Consider the following 16,702-nt stretch of genomic DNA (forward strand, 5'->3'; position numbering starts at 1 on the left):
AAATCAATAGTTGAAAAAAATTGAAGTAAAAGGTTTGTTAGAATTTATCCTAAGGCCATCAAGAACTGTTACAAAAAAGAACTATCGAAGCCAAGCGGCAGTATATCGGCCATAGAATCGCACTTTAATATTTTGCCGGTTTCCCCCATCATCAAGAGGGCTATGGGACTTTTTTGCCGCACCTCGTACTCTGAAATAGACTGCCTACAATTCCCACAAGGCGCCGCAGGTTCAGTTAACTGATAGGTTGTAGAAGTGGCGGTAATGGCTATCGATTTGATGCCCACACCCGGATATTTGGCCCCAGCATAAAAAACCGCTACCCTTTCCGCACAAAGTCCCGAAGGATATGAGGCATTTTCTTGGTTGTTACCGATAACAATTTCGCCGTTCTCCAAAAGCACGGCGGCCCCTACCTGAAAATTCGAATAGGGTGCATAGGCATTCTTCCTGGCCGCTACGGCCTCGGCCATTAGATTGGCATCTTCACTGCTCAGTTCCTCCAAGGAATCGAAAGTGGTCAATTCAAAAGTAATATTCCGTTTTTGCATACTTGTTCGAATATGGGCCTAAAATAATAAAACCCGCCGAACGGCAGGTTTTATAAGCACTAATAATATTATATTTTAATCATTATAGAATTCGTCTCCCAAATTAAACGTTACGGAAAAACGAAGTGAATTTTCTACAGGGTTGGTGATTTTTGAAGTAGAGAAGAGATAAGAAAGGTCTATTTGGGCCGAATTGAACTTAAAGCCGGCACCAAGGGTAAAATACTTTCTATAGCCCTTAACATCACTCTCATTGAAATATCCGGTACGGAACATAAAAGCGTCTTGATAGGTGTATTCCGCACCTAAGGCCCATGTCATCTCCTTCAATTCCTCGCTAAAACCATCGGGGGCATCCCCAAAAGATTTAAAAACACCGCTTAAGAACCCGATGTTCTGATACTCGTCCCTATCGTCGGCATCCAAATCGCCATCGCCATCAAAATCTTTAGGGGTAGGCACCAATAATTTATTGAATTCAGAGGTAAACCCTAAAACATTGTCTTGATCCAAGATGATATCAAAGCCAACACCGAACTTCAGGTTGGTCGGTATAAAGTTATCTTGTCCGTTTTCGTCATAAGCTATCTTGCCTCCCAAGTTGGAAATATTGAATCCAGCCCTCCAACGTCCGTCGAAACTGTTATAGGCTATTTCCCTTGAGCGGTAAAAACCGGCCACATCAACGGCAAAGGTACTACCCGGCTTGGCATCTACATTACTGTCGTTCTGAAATTTCAGGTTCGACCTTATATACCTACCTCCTACGGCCATTGAGAACGTCGGACTTAGTTTTAAGGAATATGAACCATCAAAAGACAGTTCGTTCGGCTTTACCACCGTACCTATATCTTCATAATTCTGCCTTAGCTCAATATCACCCAAAGTAAAATACCGAAGACTGAAGGCGAAAGCGCTCTGATCGTTAATTTTATTAAAGTAACTAGCGTTTAAAAGACCTATTCCCGAAATGGCATTGCTCAAATAGGGTGTATAGCCGAGACCAACTCCCATTTTTCGTTCTGCAAAAGCAAATTTTGCGGGGTTCCACTGTTGGGAATAAGCATCGGTAGAAGTTGCGACACCCATATCTCCCATACCAGCTGCCCTGGCATCTGCTGTAATGTTCAAAAAGGGAACTGCGGTCGTAATCACACGATCACCCGCCTCTTGGGCCGATATTTTGCAAGCAAAAGCAAGCAAAACAAGCATTGATAATTTTTTCATTTTTAAATAGAGCTAAATTTAGTCGGTCAAAATTTACAATATCAGGGTACAACCGAAAAATATATTAGTTGTACTACATACAAACGCCCTTTTAAGGAATATCTTGCATGAAACATGCAATATTTTTAATTTCGGGACCAAATTAAAAACGGGGCGCAAAGTACGCACTTCTTTTGTAATTTCGCATTTCCATTAAAATATAAGGGCCTACATACGGTTTTCAGGTAAAAGAAACAGCTTCCCAATACTATAAAGCCAATTGTTCCGTTATGGATTTTAAGACGTCATACGTTTTAAACAAATACGAAGGCGCTTCTAAGAGAAAATATTTTTTAGCAAATAAAATATTATGTACAAATCATCGTTTTATATGCCGAAAGTGACACTAAAAATTAATCAAAATAAAACAACCAACTGCACTACCGTTTCAGCAGTGGTCCTATTTGAACTCAAGTCCTAATTATGAAAAAACAGTTTATCAAAGTTGTACTTTCTTGTGCAGTAATAGCGGGAGGTTTTACGGTTACCAGCTGTAAAAAATCCGGTTCTTCCAAAAATGTGTCGAGAGCCACAGGTTGGAAAATAAACGCCAAAGAAGGTGGTTTTCAATACAATACGGATTTCAAGGAGCAAGAAACCGCACCAGGCCTTGTATTTGTTGAGGGTGGTACTTTCACCAAAGGTAAGGTACAGGATGACGTTATGCACGATTGGAACAATACACCAACATCGCAACACGTACAGTCTTTTTATATGGACGAGACCGAGGTAACGAACGTCATGTACTTAGAGTACCTCGATTACCTAAAAAGTGTTTATCCTCCGGAAAACCCAAAATACACGAACATATATAAAGGTGCCCTACCCGATACCTTGGTATGGAGAAACCGCTTAGGTTTTAACGAAACCATGACCAACAACTACTTAAGGCACCCTGCCTATGCAGAGTATCCCGTAGTAGGTGTTAACTGGGTACAGGCCACACAATTTGCCGAATGGCGTACAGATCGTGTAAACGAAGTTATGCTCGAAAGGGAAGGATATTTGGCAAAAGACGCCAAGTACAAAGCCGCCCAAGGTGATGTTTCCGGTACTTTTAGCACCGAAGCCTACCTTAACAGACCTGAATCTGTTTATAACGGACAAATAGATTCCCTACAGGGTAAAGCAAAAAAAGACAGTGTAAATACATTTGCAAAAAGAAGCAGCGGTATAATTATGCCAGAATATAGACTACCAACGGAAACCGAATGGGAATATGCGGCACAAGCCAACCAAGGTAACCGTGAGTACAACAACTACAGAGGTAGGAAAAAATATCCATGGGATGGTGATTACACCAGAAACGGACAACGTGTAGGTAGAGGTGACCAATTGGCCAACTTTAAGCAAGGTAAAGGAGATTACGGCGGAATCGCCGGATGGTCAGACGATGGTGCCGATATTACCGCCCAAGTAATGTCTTACAAGCCAAACGACCTTGGTCTTTACGATATGGCAGGTAACGTTGCCGAATGGGTAGCCGATGTTTATCGCCCCATAGTAGATGACGAGGTAAGTGATTTCAACTATTACCGTGGTAACATTTATATGAAAACCGCAATCGGTGAAGATGGAAAAGTAAACGTATTGAGAGATTCTATAATTTACGATACGCTTCCTAACGGAAAAATAGTTGCAGTAAACCTTCCAGGTGAAATTAAAATGGTTCCTGTAGATGAAGAGGAAACCTATTTAAGAACCAACTTCTCTTCTAGTGACAACAGAGGATATAGAGACGGAGACCCAGGTTCTTCCAGATTCTTTGACCAATTCAGTGATGAAGAAGGAGAAGATGACAACAAGAAAATGTACAACTCCCCTAAACATAAAGTAGAAAGGGATTCTACCGGAAAATTGATCAGACATTACGACACATCGAATAACAGAACAACATTGATCAACGACGAGGTAAGGGTTTACAAAGGTGGCTCATGGAGAGACCGAGCGTACTGGTTGGATCCAGCACAAAGAAGGTATTTGCCACAATATATGGCTACCGACTACATCGGCTTTAGATGTGCTATGTCAAGAGTAGGTTCTAAATCTAAGACAAAAAACAAGACCCCAAGAGGTAAAAAGGTAAGATAAGCCTTAAACAAATAATTTTCTAAAAAGTCTCGGCAATCATGCCGGGACTTTTTTTATACTTTTACTTTATGAAAACAGCGCAACTGCACCAGCATTTTTTAGAGTTTCCCGAAGTTTGTACCGACACTCGAAAAATAACCGACAACTGCATTTTTTTTGCCTTAAAGGGCGATAATTTTAACGGGAACCGCTACGCTAACGAAGCATTAAAAAAAGGAGCGGCCTATGCCGTAATCGATGATGCCGAGTTTGCCGAATCGGACCGACATATTTTGGTAGACGACACACTAAAAGCGCTTCAAGAACTCGCTGCATTCCACAGAAGCCATTCAAAAGCCAAGGTCATAGCCTTGACCGGAAGCAACGGCAAAACCACCACCAAAGAACTCATCAACGCCGTACTATCACAAAAATACAATACCATTGCCACCCAAGGCAACCTCAACAACCATATCGGGGTTCCACTCACCCTACTCTCCATAAAAGAAGATACCGAAATAGCCATTGTTGAAATGGGTGCCAATCACCAAAAGGAAATTGAATTTTTATGCGGTTTGGCACAACCCGATTTCGGCTATATCACCAACTTTGGCAAAGCACACCTCGAAGGTTTTGGAAGCGAGGCAGGCGTTATTAAGGGCAAAAGCGAACTTTACGACTTCTTGACCAAAAACAACAAGCATGTTTTTATGAACGGAGACGACCCCGTGCAAATAGAAAAACTTGGCCATTACATCAAGAAGTACGGTTTCAGCACAAACAACAAGGACTATTACATGGTTGAACTTACAGCGGCCGACCCTTTTGTAAAGATATCGATAGAAGACACCTCTATAACCTCACAACTTATCGGAAGCTACAATTTCACCAATTGTGCCGCAGCCATTCTCATTGGCAAATATTTCAATGTCTCCCTAGCCCAGATCAAATCGGCCATAGAAGGCTATGCCCCGAACAATAATCGTTCACAGATATTGACGAAAAACGGGCACCGTATCATACTGGACGCCTACAATGCCAACCCGACCAGTATGAAGGCCGCACTAGAAAATTTTGCCCAAATGCCCGGAAACAATAAAATCGCCTTTTTGGGCGACATGTTCGAACTAGGAACAACTGCGCCTGAAGAACACCAAGCCATAGCGGACCTCGCCCACAAACTGAATTTCGAAAATGTAATCTTGGTCGGCGAAAATTTTTATGGAACGGACACCCTTTTTCAGAAATACAGCACCTTTAACGACCTAAAACTGTACCTAAACGATGGAAACCTTAAGGGCAACAGCACTATTTTAATCAAGGGGTCAAGAGGCATGGCCCTCGAGCGCATTCTGGAATTTCTATAAATCGGCAAAACAAAAAAAGGGCGGTACTTTTCAGCACCGCCCGATACAACTACTTATGATCTACTTACTTTAATTCGACCCTATTTTCTACAATTTCCTTGATGGGCACAATCAGCTTCCCCTTTTGGGTTCTCAAGGTTACCGTAATATTATCTATAGCCTCTATGGTGCCCTCCACATCGGAAAACTTGATCTTATCGCCTACGGCGTAATTCTTCCTCGCATAAAACATCTTTAACAGCCCCTCTACCACACTTTTAGACCCAAGACCCAACCCTAGGGCAAAGGCCAACAAAAATGCGCCCAGTATAAGCGAAAAGTTGTTCGTGAACATAGAGGTATCAATACCCGCTTGGTTCAATGAAGTTATCGTTACAAAAATGACGATAATATAAAAGACGACACTACTCACAAGTCGGCCACCGCCAAATCCCATGGAGTCAAAGACCCCTTTCAAGGCTTGTTTTATGAGTTTTGCCACATAGAGCCCGATCATAAAAATGACCATGGCACTAAGCAGAATAGGCAAGTATCGCAACAAGTTGGCAATCTCTTGGGAGATAATGGTCAGCTCGACAATATCTGCCGCAACCACAATAAAGATTAATAAAAGGACCCACTTTACAAATTGAAGCAAGACTTTTTCTATATCAACCTTTACGTTGCTATCGCCAAACAACTTTGCCTCGTTGATCTTATCGGAGATTTTCCCTACTTGGGCCACCTTCATCACTTTCCCAAGAACCATACGCACCACCTTGCTTATGATCCATCCAATAAATAAAATAACCAGCGCCCCCAAGATATTGGGCAATGCAGAAGCTATATCATTTATTATGGTTGTTATGGTATTGAAAGTTAAATTTTTCCATTCTGAAACTTTATCCATTTTCTTAAATGTTACGCGTTAAATAATGTCGGGATTGGTTTTGAATATATCTTCTATAGCTGACTTATAATTGCATGTAAATAAGTTTGCCATTTCCATAACAAGCTTAGCCGAAGCTATATCATCCATAACCTTCTTTTTCAAATGGGGAGGTACCTCGTGAAGGGAGTCTTCCATTTCCTTAAATGGGTTTTTCTTTTCCATGGCGTTATGGTATTTTATTATAAGCTTCCACTATTCTTGATTTGGCCCGTTTCAATCTCATTTTCACGGCACTTTCTCCTATTTCAAGTATAGTGGTCAATTCTTTTATCGACACATCGTCTTGATACTTCAAGAGCAATATCTTCTTGTCTTCGGGTTCGATAAGCTCTAAGGCCTTCTTGAGCTTTTCGGCCCGCATATTGGCTATTTCGGCATCGTCATTACCACCTTGAATAGGCTTATCCGATTCCGAAATAGAGTCGGACTTATCGCTCATCATCCTTTGCTTGTTCCTATTCACATAATTCACACAGAAATTATAGGTAAAAGCATATAACCAAGTGGAGAACTTTGATCGCCCCTTAAAACTTGACAATTTGATAAAGAGCATCAAAAAGACATCTTGCGTAAGGTCTTCCGCTTCATCCGCAGATTTCGAAAAGCTATAACACTTGTTATATACCCTTTGCGCATATCTATCATAAAGCACGGCAAATAGCGTAGCATCATTTTGTCTGGCTATTTTTCGCACGAGCTCTTCGTCCGACATTGATTCCGGTACTATCTCTGTTTCCAATACTTGGTTTAGGTTGCTAATTATTCAATTACGACACAAAAATCAACTAGAAGTCTTCATTTTTCCCTGCCAAAGATACTTACTATCGACAAGCAAAAACAAAAATCTAGCATCAGTTCCAATTTCAAACTCCAAAAGTAATTATTACCGATCAAATATTCAGGGTCGAATACACCATAACATATTTCAAAGAACGTATGCGTCAGATATTGACACTCCGATTACCAGGGACAAAGAAGCTAGCAACTTAACAACACATCAAAGAACCGAAGCATTAAATCCCCCTTCTTCCCTTCGCCCACCGAGTCTAGGCCTGTTTTAGACCATAACGCTATTCAACATTTAACTACTTAAGCTTTCCGTAGACTGCCCAGATTCATCACGGGAGTTCCGTTTGCGTTTTTTTTTATCCTCAGATTTAAAATCGGAAGAAAACAAGATCTTTGGCAACATAACTACCATACCGATTAAAAAAATAGTAATACCAATACAAAAAAACACAAATACCAGGTCGTTCATCGTACATCATTTTAGTTAGTGTATAAGATTAGACCCGCCTTTTTGGAAAAAGTCACTTTTTTTGAATGTAAAATCGAGAAAATATGTTGCTTGGAAAGATTAAGGAAAAGACAATTGTAGACAATATACTTCCGAGCTAAAATGCTGGAAATGGCACAACGGTCGGTTCGTTGTTATTTGGTATTTTCTTCGACGCTCGTATTGAATTTGGGCTTTGATTTTCGTTTCGTAATCCTACTCCCGTCTTTGATGTATTTTTTAGCCGATAAAACGGAAGGAATCACAAATACGATGATTATTAAGAAAATAATCAAACTTATGACTAAAAGCAGAACATATGGGTTAAACACGTCTTGATTCTTAATTGGTTACACATTTAATAGGAAACCACTTATGGTAAAAAGTCACATATTAACGTCTAAAAACTTAACAATATTGTAAAAACACGTTAAATAGCCGCGATTCGACTTTTAAAAAGACTAAAAACCAAACACTTATAAAATATTAAAAGGACAGATTGAGAAAGGGAAGTACTAAGAATTTTGTGGGTCATACTGGATTCGAACCAGTGACCTCTGCCCTGTCAAGGCAGCGCTCTAAACCAACTGAGCTAATGACCCAAAAAATAGTCCGCCAAAGGTAAAATTTATTTCCGATTATGAAAACATAAATTGACCGACTTCTTGATCTTCCGCCAATTTTTGTTTTTAACAACAATACTTCGACACATTCCAACAGTCAAAAAACGAAAACTCACAAAATTACCCAGAATTGATAAAACGATCAAAAAGGGCAATGTTCTAAAGGTTTCTCCCCTAAAACGAATGTACAAAAACTAAACAATTGCAATTTTGACCATTTGTTGCACTATTGATAACATCAATAATACGTATTTTGCGATAACCATGATATATTTATCCGAAATTCAATAATAACATAAAACAAAGGATCGTCGTAATACCGGCAAAAACATACTTACTGAAAATTGATAGTATACACCAACTCTATTTCTACAAAACCGATTAGAACAAAACATTATGATTGCACTAGAATTCACGACTTTTTTAGGCCGTTTTCACCCCTTGTTCGTCCATTTGCCCATTGGCTTTCTTTTCTTGGCCATTGTATTGGAGTGGTACGAGAGTTTCAAAAAAACCGAAACAAAAAGCAAACTGATTCCCATCGCTTGGTTACTGGGTGCATTAAGCGCGTCGGGTGCCGCAATTTCCGGGTGGTTTCTTGGTGAAACGGGACTCTACGAAGAGGAGCATCTTTTCGCCCACCGATGGCTAGGAATCGCCTTGGTCATTTTTTCGTTTGCGGGATGGTATCTTAAGAGCAAACCAAAAGCCTTTCCCATTAAATTACAGCACGGCTTTAACATCGTTCTTTTGGCCATGCTGTTTATAGAAGGACACAAGGGAGGAAACCTGACCCACGGCGAAACGTACTTGACCGAATACGCCCCTGCCCCCATTCAAAAATTATTGGGCGGTGGCGAAGATATAGACACCCGCCCCCAATTCTCCAACCCTGATTCAGTTCAGGTCTATGCCGATTTGGTCGCTCCGATTTTCGAGGCCAAATGTGTCGGATGCCACAATGACCAAATAAAAAGAGGAGGACTCAACATGAGCCACCCCGATTCATTACTTCTCGGAGGCGAAAGCGAAAATGTTATTACATCGGGCAATACCCAAGAAAGCGAACTCTTCAGAAGAATTACGCTACCTCCAAAGAATATTAAATTTATGCCACCCACCAACAACGCCCTTACTTACGACGAAATCAAGACCGTTGAGTGGTGGATCGAACAGGGCGCTCCTTTCGAAGCTTCCCTTTCCAGCCTTGAAGTGGCCGATAACATAAAACCGGTATTGTTAAGACGCTACGGCATAGACACGAACGAAAAACCCTGGTACGAAACCGTACAGCTTGCGCCATTAGACAGTACAAAGCTCGCGGCCTTGGTACAGAACGGTTTTGAGGTAAAGACCTTAGGTCCCGACAATCCTTTATTGGATATCAAATATTCAGGCACAGACCTGACCAACGAAAAGCTCGCGAGCCTTAAGGAAGTAAAAGAATATATTACTTGGCTGTCATTGGCCGATAGCAATGTAGAAGACAATTGGCTTTCAATTGTGTCGGAGTTTTCCAACCTGACCCGACTTCAACTCGAAAAAACAGCTGTTTCCGATAAAGGGGTAGCACATTTGTCCAATCTAACACACTTAGAAGCCCTAAACCTATATGGCACCCAGGTAACCGATGCCTGTTTGCCCGATATAGAGAAAATAAGCAGCCTTAAGCGCGTTTATTTGTGGCAGACAGGTGTGAGCTCACAAACGGCCAAAAGCACGCAAGAGAACAACAAAAAACTAGAGATCGTAATAGGAAAAGGCTGACAGACCTATTGCTTACGATTTTAAAGTCCCGTCTAAATTATTTAGATGGGATTTTTCTTTATGGGCAGTAGTCAGTAGTCAGTAGTCAGTAGTCAGTAGTCAGTAGTCAGTAGTCAGTAGTCAGTAGTCAGTAGTCAGTAGTCAGTAGTCAGTAGTCAGTAGTCAGTAGTCAGTAGTCAGTAGTCAGTAGTCAGTAGTCAGTAGTCAGTAGTCAGTAGTCAGTAGTCAGTAGTCAGTAGTCAGTAGTCAGTAGTCAGTAAAATAAAAAATATATGGAACAACACCTAGCATATTAAGCTTTTTCCATTTCTTGATCTGACGTTCCCGGCGCAGGGCTTCCGTCCGCGTAGGATAGCTTTCGGTATACTTTACCTCCCAGTCCTTCGCCTTTGAGGTAAAGCCCTTGTGGTTCTTCAGATGTTCCTCCAAGCGTACGGACATATCCTGGGTGGAACCGACGTAGTATCGGTCCAAGGATTCCGAATAAAGGATGTAGGTGAAAAAGGCCATAAAAAGAAAAATCCCCGAACATTTTAATGCTTGGGGATTTCTGTGGGCAATGAGGGATTCGAACCCCCGACCCCCTCGGTGTAAACGAGGTGCTCTGAACCAACTGAGCTAATTGCCCGAAAAGGTGTGCAAATATAAGACTCTTTTTTACTCTCCAAAAGAAAAAAGCAAAAAAATTTAAATTACTTCCGCAACGGTAAAGGTACTCCCCCCAACAAAGATGAAATCTTCAGGTGAGGCATCCTTCAAAGCTGCTTGATAGGCGGCTTCGACCGTTGCATACTTCTCCCCTAACAAGCCAAATTCCTTTGCCCTGAATGCCAATTCATTAACATCCAATCCCCGAGAAATATTCGGGGATGAAAAGTAATATATAGCGTCTTTTGGGAAGAGGGGCAATATCGTATTTAGGTCCTTTTCCTTAACCAGTCCCAATACGATAAATAATTTTTTAAATTTTTGTTGGGCCACTTGATTTATCACAATCGATAAACCTTCTTTATTATGTGCCGTATCACAAATAACGGTCGGATCGGAATGCAATTGCTGCCACCTCCCCATTAAGCCCGTATTCTGCATAACATTCATGAGTCCACTACGCAATTGGGCTTCACTGATATGAAAGTCGCCCAATTCGGCTATTACGGCCAAAACTCCTTTTATATTTTTAGTTTGATAGTCCCCAAGAAGTGAGGTCGGAAAAATTTCGTTCACTTCCCGTTCCGCAAAAACGAGCTTAGCATTTTTTGACCGGGCGACCTGCTCAAAAGTTTCAGTTGTCTCTTCTTGACGCTCACTGATCACCACAGGAACCCCTTCCTTTATAATCCCAGCTTTCTCAAAGGCTATTTTAGATAGGCTATCGCCTAGCATATCCACATGATCCAAACCAATATTGACAATAAGACTTACTTCGGGAGTAATAATATTAGTAGAATCCAATCTCCCTCCAAGACCCACCTCGACCACCGCAATATCAACTTTTTCCTTCGCGAAGTAATCGAAGGCCATACCCACGGTCATTTCAAAAAAGGACAGATGGTCGGCATTAAAAAAAGGTTGATTTTGTTCAATAAACCCAACAACAAAATCCTCTTTTATGCATTCACCGTTTATACGGATACGTTCCCGAAAATCTTTTAAATGGGGTGAAGTATAGAGCCCTACCTTATAACCGGCCTCTTGAAGAATGGATGCCAACATATGACTACTGGAGCCTTTGCCGTTGGTACCGGCCACGTGAATGCTCTTAAACTTTGTTTCAGGCCGCCCCAAATGCTCGGTAAACTTACGGATACCGTCCAATTTGGCGTTATAGGCTTGTTTTCCTTTTTGTTGGTACATTGGAAGTTGCGTGAACATCCAATCCAAGGTTTCTTGATAGGTCACTCTCCCAACTTAAAATTGACCACTACAAACCCAACTTGTTGGCTTGGCGCGTTCGAATCTAAATTCCATTTATGCTTGAAGGCCGTTTTTTTGGCCGGATCAAGCAAACAAGGACTATTGTTCGTTGTTCCTTTCACTCCCGGCGTAGCACTGATTACATTTCCATTCCTATCGACAATGATTTTCACCACTACCCTGCCCTCTTCGTTGCATTGCTGCTTCACTTGGCCTTTAGTGACCAAGGAACGGCCATTAAGACCATATCCTCCCGTTCCGCTACCGGAACCTGGACTGCCGTAATAACTGGTCGCATAGGGGTCCCCACCGGGTTGCCCTTTATCTCCGGCCCTGTTGTCATCGCCTTCGCTTCCTGAGGCATTTCCATCGGATTTACTGATTCCTCCGATAAGCTCATCGAGTTTTTTCTTCTTGGCCTCTTGTTCCTTACGCGCCTTTTCTTCAGCTGCTTTTTTCTGCTGCGCTTTTCTCGCCGCCTCAGCCTTGGCCTTTTTCTGGGCATCTTCCGCCCTTTTCTTGGCCGCCTTTTCAGCTTCCTCGGCTTTTCGCTTGGCTTCTTGTGCTTTTTTGATTTTAATGGACTCTTCGTTCTCTTGGGTCAGCACCTTTTCCGCCGGGGCTTCCTTGGCCACAACTTCCTCGGGCACCTCTTCCGCTACTTCTTCCACCTCTTCGACAACCTCTTCTTGTTGGGTCGGTTCTACAGGTGGTTTTTCAACAGGTTCGGAACGAATCTTCTCCTTGGGCTGTACGTTTCCACTACCAAAATCGGTGGTACCGAAATTAACGGAAATACCGTTCTCGATAGGTGGGTCCATATAGGTAAGGCCTATATAGAACAACACAAGCAAGAGCACACTTAGCAGAAAGGTTGTAAGTGTAAAAGATTGTTTTTTGTGTCTCGTGTCTAGGAATGACATTAATTCGGTCGCACGGCCAAGATTACCTTATAATTATTTCTATTGGCAATATCCATAACGTTTACCGCCTCTTTGATGGCAACGCTTTCTTCAGCCCTTAAAATAATTGTGGGTTTGTCTTGTCCTTCTAGTGCCTTTTTTAGTTCAATTTCTATGTATTCTCCGTTAATTCTCTCGTTGTTGACAAAGTACTGTAAATTCTTGTCTATACTCACGGATACGTTCTGCGTATTCGTTGACTTTCCCTTCGCCTTTGGAAGTAATAGATCCAATGCATTGGGTGAGTTTGCTGTAAGCATGAAGAATATCAATAACAGAAATACGATATCTGTCATTGAAGACATGCTAAAATCAGGACTAACCTTGTTTCTTCCCTTTAATTTCATCTTTCTTGAATTATAAAGGTTCGTTCAACAAGTCTAAAAATTCTACGGCATTCGCCTCCATTTTATGAACCACTTTATCGGTTCTGTTCACCAAGTGATTGTATCCAATATAAGCGATAATACCTACGATCAATCCGGCAACGGTCGTTGTCATCGCGGTATAGATACCGGAAGCCAAGGAACCCATTTCGGCCTGACCGCCACTAGTGGCCATTTCGTGAAATGCCAAAATCATACCTATTACCGTACCGAGGAACCCGATCATTGGCGCAGCACCGGCAACAGTTGCCAAGACACTTACGTTCTTCTCGAGCTTATACACCTCTAAGGTACCCGCATTCTCAATAGCGGTATTGATATCGTCCAAAGGTTTTCCTATTCTGGAAACCCCCTTTTCCGTCAACCTGGCCACAGGGGAATCGGTTTGGGCACAAAGCAATTTTGCCGCCTCCAATTTTCCGTTGGTCACGTGATCACGAATTTGGTTCATGAAGTTACTATCGATCTTCGAGGCCGCCTTAATCGCGAATATCCGCTCAAAGTAAATATATAGGGCAACGAACAGCATGATAAAAAGTACCGTTATAATAAGCACACTACCTGTTCCACCATTAAATATCAAATCGATAACGGAAAGTGTCTTTTCTTCTGACATAACATCCGCAGCTGCAGGATCTTGGGCCATATCTTGAAATAATATCATAGAATTCTTAGGTATTAGAGTTGCCTCTATAACGGTATTTTATCGATAAAATTATGCGTCCAGTATAAAATTTCTAATTAAAACAAAAACGGCTGCCCCACTGATAAAACCTATAAAAGCCAACCATGCAATTTTCTTCAGGTACCAGAAGAAATCGATCTTCTCCATACCCATGGCAACCACACCCGCAGCGGAACCAATTATCAGCATGCTACCACCTGTTCCGGCCGAATATGCGATGAAGTGCCAAACCGGATCATCAACCGGTACGGAGAACATACCCATACTGGCCGCCACCAACGGAACATTGTCGATAACCGCAGACCCAATACCCAAAATAAGTACCACCAAATCGGACACCAATTCACCTGGTGATTCCGTACCCAACATAGGCAAGCTACTCTCTAGGTTACCGGCAAAATGGAAAAGCATACCCAATGATTCCAAAGCCGCTACGGCCATTAATATCCCTAAAAAGAAAAGGATACTTGGCAATTCAATTTTAGACAAGGAAGCATGTACGGGACTATGATGCCCTACGGTATCGTTATCCCCGTCATCTACTGAGGATATACTAAATTTTGAACTACTATAAATCTCTGCAAATGTAGCTACGACGGCCAATGACAACATCATTCCCACATAGGGAGGCAAGTGTGTAATGGTCTTGAAAAAAGGAACAAAGACAATTGCCCCCAAACCTAAGTACAACATGGTTGAACCAAACTTGGATTTTGGAGCATCATTATCGACCTCCTCGGTTTCGATCACCCCAGAAAAGGCTTTATAACGACTGGCAAAAAGAACCGGAACTACCATACATACGACAGAAGGTATCAATACATGCTCGATCAAGACAGGCGCAGTAACCTTGTTTCCAATCCAAAGCATTGTGGTGGTAACGTCACCGATCGGAGACCAAGCACCACCGGCATTGGCAGCAATAATAATAAGACCGGCGAACCACAAACGGGTTTCCCTCTCCTTTATCACTTTTTGAAGAATGGTTATCAATACAATAGTAGCCGTTAGGTTATCGATTATAGCGGACAACACAAACGCCAAAATCGAGAACAACCATAACAACCTACGCTTGCTCTTGGTTTTAATGTACCCTTTAATGGTCGCAAAACCATCAAAATAATCAATGATTTCAACGATGGTCATCGCTCCTAGCAAGAAGACCAAAATTTCCGCGGTTTTACCCAAGTGATGCAGCAGAATCTCATCGATATGCGTTGGCTCGAGTTCTTTGAGCATGGTATTCACCTCAAAAACGTCCATATGGGCCAAGGCTATTACGGCCCACAAAATCGCCATCATGGCCAAAGCCGGAATCAGCTTATCGATTTTAAGATTATGCTCCATAGTTATCGCTAGATAACCGATAACAAATACAATGATAATAATGGTCTCCATACTCAATCTGTGTTTATATTAGTTGTTTCAATGCTATTTCAAATGCCGTTTGGCTGATATTCTTTTTTGATGGCTTATGTTCATAGGTGTTCAAAATGGCTTTTCGGATGGTTTCCGACGTGTCGCTAAAAATAAGCTCATCGTCCATTCCCACCCTTTTTTCCATAAAGTACGCAAAAACACGTGCCATTCCACAATTTGATATAAAATCGGGAATCAAGCTCACTTTACCATCGGTATATTCCATGATCGGACCGAAGAAAATCTCCTTATCCGCAAAGGGCACGTTCGCCCCACATGAAATTACCTCAAGTCCTGAATCGATAAGACGGTCAATCTGCGACTTAAGGACCAATCTCGAGGCGGCACAGGGCGTAAATATTTCGGCTTGCAAAGACCAAATACGCTCGTTGATCTCATCGAAAGGAATCATTTCCCCATCACCTACCACAAGATTATTTCCATCTTTATTCAAGAAAAAACTCTTGACCTCTTCAAAACTATAACCTTCTTCCTTAATGACACCACCTGACCTATCGATAATACCTACTACTTTAGCCCCCATTTGGGCCAAATAGTAAGCCGCGGCACTTCCTACGTTTCCGAAACCTTGAATAATTGCCCGTTTTCCTACCACATTACCACCATAAATATCGTAATAATGTTTTACGGCCTCGGCAACCCCATAGCCGGTAATCATGTCCGCCACGGTATATTTTCTCGACACATCGGGCGAATACTTACGATTCTCCAATGCCTTAATGACCCCAAGGCGCAACTGCCCGATCCTATTGATCTTATCGGCTTCGGTAGGCTTGAAATGCCCGTTAAAGACCCCTTCTTGCGGATGCCAAACCCCCGCATCTTCAGTTATAGGGATTACTTCATGGATTTCATCTACGTTCAGGTCGCCCCCCGTACCGTAATAACTTTTCAACAAAGGCGATACCGCATGGTACCATCGTTCGAGTACTCCTTTTTTACGCGGATCGTTCGGATTGAAATTAATTCCGGATTTGGCCCCACCTATAGGCGGACCCGAAACCGTAAATTTCACCTCCATGGTTTTCGCAAGGGACAAGACTTCATTCATATCAAGGCCTTCGCGCATTCTAGTTCCCCCGCCGGCCGCACCGCCACGGAGCGAATTTATGACCGTCCATCCTTCGGCCTCGGTTTCACTATCTTTCCAATTAAAGACAATTTCCGGTGATTTATTCTCGTATGCGTGCAGTAATTCTTTCATTTCAAATTGATATCAATTAACAGTATTATGACTATAATTCATTAATCCTCTCCTAAAAAAAATTCTCTTTCTTTCCGCCTTAACGGCGTTACTGCTGTGTCATAATATTACGTTTAAACCAATTCGAAAAAACGAATTCAACAAATATAAAAATTTGGCTTGGGATACAAAGTTTTTCAGAGCTAATGAATGATTAATTTTTAAAAAAATAGCACACAAAGCAAGGTCTACTATTTATTTCATAGTCCTATATTTGTAGA

General features: G+C 41.8%; 15 protein-coding genes and 2 tRNA genes. 3 read left to right on the forward strand and 14 right to left on the reverse strand.

What is annotated here, in order from left to right:
* Nucleotides 1-68: 68 nt before the first annotated feature.
* Nucleotides 69-551, reverse strand: coding sequence for a cytidine deaminase (gene cdd / locus ZOBGAL_RS04215; protein WP_013992266.1), 483 nt, complete (start codon nucleotides 549-551; stop codon nucleotides 69-71).
* A gap of 75 nt (nucleotides 552-626) precedes the next feature.
* Nucleotides 627-1,778, reverse strand: a complete 1,152-nt coding sequence (porV, locus tag ZOBGAL_RS04220) for a type IX secretion system outer membrane channel protein PorV (RefSeq protein WP_013992267.1) — start codon at nucleotides 1,776-1,778, stop codon at nucleotides 627-629.
* Between the two features lie 462 nt (nucleotides 1,779-2,240).
* On the opposite strand from porV, the gene gldJ reads away from it, so the two are divergent.
* Nucleotides 2,241-3,908, forward strand: coding sequence for a gliding motility lipoprotein GldJ (gene gldJ / locus ZOBGAL_RS04225; protein WP_013992268.1), 1,668 nt, complete (start codon nucleotides 2,241-2,243; stop codon nucleotides 3,906-3,908).
* Between the two features lie 68 nt (nucleotides 3,909-3,976).
* The gene (locus ZOBGAL_RS04230) at nucleotides 3,977-5,254 is read left to right on the forward strand and encodes a UDP-N-acetylmuramoyl-tripeptide--D-alanyl-D-alanine ligase (protein ID WP_046287743.1); all 1,278 of its coding nucleotides are present in this window, start codon (nucleotides 3,977-3,979) and stop codon (nucleotides 5,252-5,254) included.
* Between the two features lie 64 nt (nucleotides 5,255-5,318).
* Here the strand turns inward: ZOBGAL_RS04230 and ZOBGAL_RS04235 are convergent, their stop codons facing one another.
* From ZOBGAL_RS04235 to ZOBGAL_RS04250, 4 genes are all read right to left on the reverse strand, one after another.
* A complete protein-coding gene (locus ZOBGAL_RS04235) occupies nucleotides 5,319-6,143 on the reverse strand; it encodes a mechanosensitive ion channel family protein (RefSeq protein ID WP_013992270.1) in 825 nt (274 codons plus the stop codon).
* Nucleotides 6,144-6,161: 18 nt separating this feature from the next.
* The gene (locus ZOBGAL_RS04240) at nucleotides 6,162-6,347 is read right to left on the reverse strand and encodes a hypothetical protein (RefSeq protein WP_013992271.1); all 186 of its coding nucleotides are present in this window, start codon (nucleotides 6,345-6,347) and stop codon (nucleotides 6,162-6,164) included.
* Nucleotides 6,348-6,351: 4 nt separating this feature from the next.
* Complete coding sequence (locus ZOBGAL_RS04245) at nucleotides 6,352-6,897, reverse strand: RNA polymerase sigma factor (protein ID WP_013992272.1); 546 nt, start codon at nucleotides 6,895-6,897, stop codon at nucleotides 6,352-6,354.
* Nucleotides 6,898-7,988: 1,091 nt separating this feature from the next.
* Nucleotides 7,989-8,063 (reverse strand) — tRNA-Val (locus ZOBGAL_RS04250).
* 417 nt (nucleotides 8,064-8,480) lie between these two features.
* Here ZOBGAL_RS04250 and ZOBGAL_RS04255 point away from each other — a divergent pair.
* Nucleotides 8,481-9,851, forward strand: coding sequence for a c-type cytochrome domain-containing protein (locus ZOBGAL_RS04255; RefSeq protein ID WP_013992275.1), 1,371 nt, complete (start codon nucleotides 8,481-8,483; stop codon nucleotides 9,849-9,851).
* A gap of 246 nt (nucleotides 9,852-10,097) precedes the next feature.
* Here the strand turns inward: ZOBGAL_RS04255 and ZOBGAL_RS04260 are convergent, their stop codons facing one another.
* The 8 genes from ZOBGAL_RS04260 to ZOBGAL_RS04295 all read right to left on the reverse strand — a co-directional run bounded on the left by ZOBGAL_RS04260 (nucleotide 10,098) and on the right by ZOBGAL_RS04295 (nucleotide 16,442).
* Nucleotides 10,098-10,361, reverse strand: a complete 264-nt coding sequence (locus tag ZOBGAL_RS04260) for a GIY-YIG nuclease family protein (RefSeq protein WP_013992276.1) — start codon at nucleotides 10,359-10,361, stop codon at nucleotides 10,098-10,100.
* Nucleotides 10,362-10,404: 43 nt separating this feature from the next.
* A tRNA-Val gene (locus tag ZOBGAL_RS04265) sits at nucleotides 10,405-10,479 on the reverse strand.
* A 59-nt stretch (nucleotides 10,480-10,538) separates the two neighbouring features.
* Nucleotides 10,539-11,750 carry a bifunctional folylpolyglutamate synthase/dihydrofolate synthase gene (locus ZOBGAL_RS04270; RefSeq protein WP_046287331.1) on the reverse strand — a complete coding sequence of 404 codons (1,212 nt, stop codon included), beginning with the start codon at nucleotides 11,748-11,750 and terminating at the stop codon, nucleotides 10,539-10,541.
* Entirely contained in the window at nucleotides 11,747-12,688 is a 942-nt protein-coding gene (locus ZOBGAL_RS04275) for a hypothetical protein (RefSeq protein ID WP_013992278.1), read from the reverse strand. The genes ZOBGAL_RS04270 and ZOBGAL_RS04275 overlap by 4 nt, the downstream gene beginning before the upstream one ends.
* Nucleotides 12,688-13,074: an ExbD/TolR family protein gene (locus tag ZOBGAL_RS04280; protein WP_013992279.1), complete on the reverse strand. Its 387-nt coding sequence runs from the start codon at nucleotides 13,072-13,074 to the stop codon at nucleotides 12,688-12,690. The genes ZOBGAL_RS04275 and ZOBGAL_RS04280 overlap by 1 nt, the downstream gene beginning before the upstream one ends.
* 10 nt (nucleotides 13,075-13,084) lie before the next feature.
* Nucleotides 13,085-13,777: a MotA/TolQ/ExbB proton channel family protein gene (locus ZOBGAL_RS04285; RefSeq protein ID WP_013992280.1), complete on the reverse strand. Its 693-nt coding sequence runs from the start codon at nucleotides 13,775-13,777 to the stop codon at nucleotides 13,085-13,087.
* Nucleotides 13,778-13,828: 51 nt separating this feature from the next.
* Nucleotides 13,829-15,196, reverse strand: coding sequence for a sodium:proton antiporter NhaD (gene nhaD, locus ZOBGAL_RS04290; RefSeq protein ID WP_013992281.1), 1,368 nt, complete (start codon nucleotides 15,194-15,196; stop codon nucleotides 13,829-13,831).
* A gap of 13 nt (nucleotides 15,197-15,209) precedes the next feature.
* Nucleotides 15,210-16,442 carry a Glu/Leu/Phe/Val dehydrogenase dimerization domain-containing protein gene (locus tag ZOBGAL_RS04295; protein ID WP_013992282.1) on the reverse strand — a complete coding sequence of 411 codons (1,233 nt, stop codon included), beginning with the start codon at nucleotides 16,440-16,442 and terminating at the stop codon, nucleotides 15,210-15,212.
* Between the last annotated feature and the right edge of the window lie 260 nt (nucleotides 16,443-16,702).

The organism is Zobellia galactanivorans, assembly GCF_000973105.1.
GTDB lineage: Bacteria > Bacteroidota > Bacteroidia > Flavobacteriales > Flavobacteriaceae > Zobellia > Zobellia galactanivorans.